1 rRNA gene is annotated in these 1,809 nt (G+C 56.2%); it reads right to left on the bottom strand.

Features of this window, described 5'->3' with window-relative positions:
- Positions 1-120 precede the first annotated feature (120 nt).
- Positions 121-1,655: ribosomal RNA gene (locus ACZYY4_RS22960) — 16S ribosomal RNA — on the bottom strand.
- Positions 1,656-1,809: the final 154 nt, after the last annotated feature.

Genomic DNA, 1,809 nt, shown 5'->3' on the forward strand with positions numbered 1-1,809 from the left:
TTGCCGCTGTTTTTTAAAACTATCTGCACCACCGAACAACCCACTACAGGCGCCGGCGAAAATATCCCAACCATCTGATCCCACACGATTGCGGGGACGGGGGAAAAAGGTGCTCCTTAGAAAGGAGGTGATCCAGCCGCACCTTCCGGTACGGCTACCTTGTTACGACTTCGTCCCAATCGCCGATCCCACCTTCGACGGCTCCCTCCACAAGGGTTAGGCCACCGGCTTCGGGTGTTACCGACTTTCATGACGTGACGGGCGGTGTGTACAAGGCCCGGGAACGTATTCACCGCAGCGTTGCTGATCTGCGATTACTAGCGACTCCGACTTCACGGGGTCGAGTTGCAGACCCCGATCCGAACTGAGACCGGCTTTAAAGGATTCGCTAAACCTCACGGTATCGCAGCCCTTTGTACCGGCCATTGTAGCATGTGTGAAGCCCTGGACATAAGGGGCATGATGACTTGACGTCATCCCCACCTTCCTCCGAGTTGACCCCGGCAGTCTCTCACGAGTCCCCACCATAACGTGCTGGCAACATGAGACAAGGGTTGCGCTCGTTGCGGGACTTAACCCAACATCTCACGACACGAGCTGACGACAGCCATGCACCACCTGCACACAGGCCACAAGGGAACCGATATCTCTACCGGCGTCCTGTGCATGTCAAACCCAGGTAAGGTTCTTCGCGTTGCATCGAATTAATCCACATGCTCCGCCGCTTGTGCGGGCCCCCGTCAATTCCTTTGAGTTTTAGCCTTGCGGCCGTACTCCCCAGGCGGGGTACTTAATGCGTTAGCTACGGCACGGATCCCTAAAGGAAGGAAACCCACACCTAGTACCCACCGTTTACGGCGTGGACTACCAGGGTATCTAATCCTGTTCGCTCCCCACGCTTTCGCTCCTCAGCGTCAGTTACTGCCCAGAGACCCGCCTTCGCCACCGGTGTTCCTCCTGATATCTGCGCATTCCACCGCTACACCAGGAATTCCAGTCTCCCCTACAGTACTCCAGTCTGCCCGTATCGCCCGCACGCCCACAGTTGAGCTGTGAGTTTTCACGGACAACGCGACAAACCACCTACGAGCTCTTTACGCCCAGTAATTCCGGACAACGCTCGCACCCTACGTATTACCGCGGCTGCTGGCACGTAGTTGGCCGGTGCTTCTTCTGTACCTACCGTCACCCCAAAGAAAACCCTGGAGCTTCGCCGATACTGAAAGAGGTTTACAACCCGAAGGCCGTCATCCCCCACGCGGCGTCGCTGCATCAGGCTTGCGCCCATTGTGCAATATTCCCCACTGCTGCCTCCCGTAGGAGTCTGGGCCGTATCTCAGTCCCAGTGTGGCCGGACACCCTCTCAGGCCGGCTACCCGTCGTCGCCTTGGTAGGCCATTACCCCACCAACAAGCTGATAGGCCGCGGGCCCATCCCACACCGCAAAAGCTTTCCACCACACACCATGAGGCGCGTGATCCTATTCGGTATTAGACCCAGTTTCCCAGGCTTATCCCAAAGTGCAGGGCAGATCACCCACGTGTTACTCACCCGTTCGCCACTCGAGTACCCCCGAAAGGGCCTTTCCGTTCGACTTGCATGTGTTAAGCACGCCGCCAGCGTTCGTCCTGAGCCAGGATCAAACTCTCCAAACAAAAACCAATTTGGAAAACAAATCCCAAAACATCAGTTCCGAAAAACCGACAAAAAACAACACCACACCCCCAACACGGGGCGCCGAAGGCATGGCAAAAACAACAACAAACAAAAACCACCAAACACACTATTGAGTTCTCAAACAACACGCCC

This window comes from Mycobacterium sp. IDUB_21 (assembly GCF_055419425.1).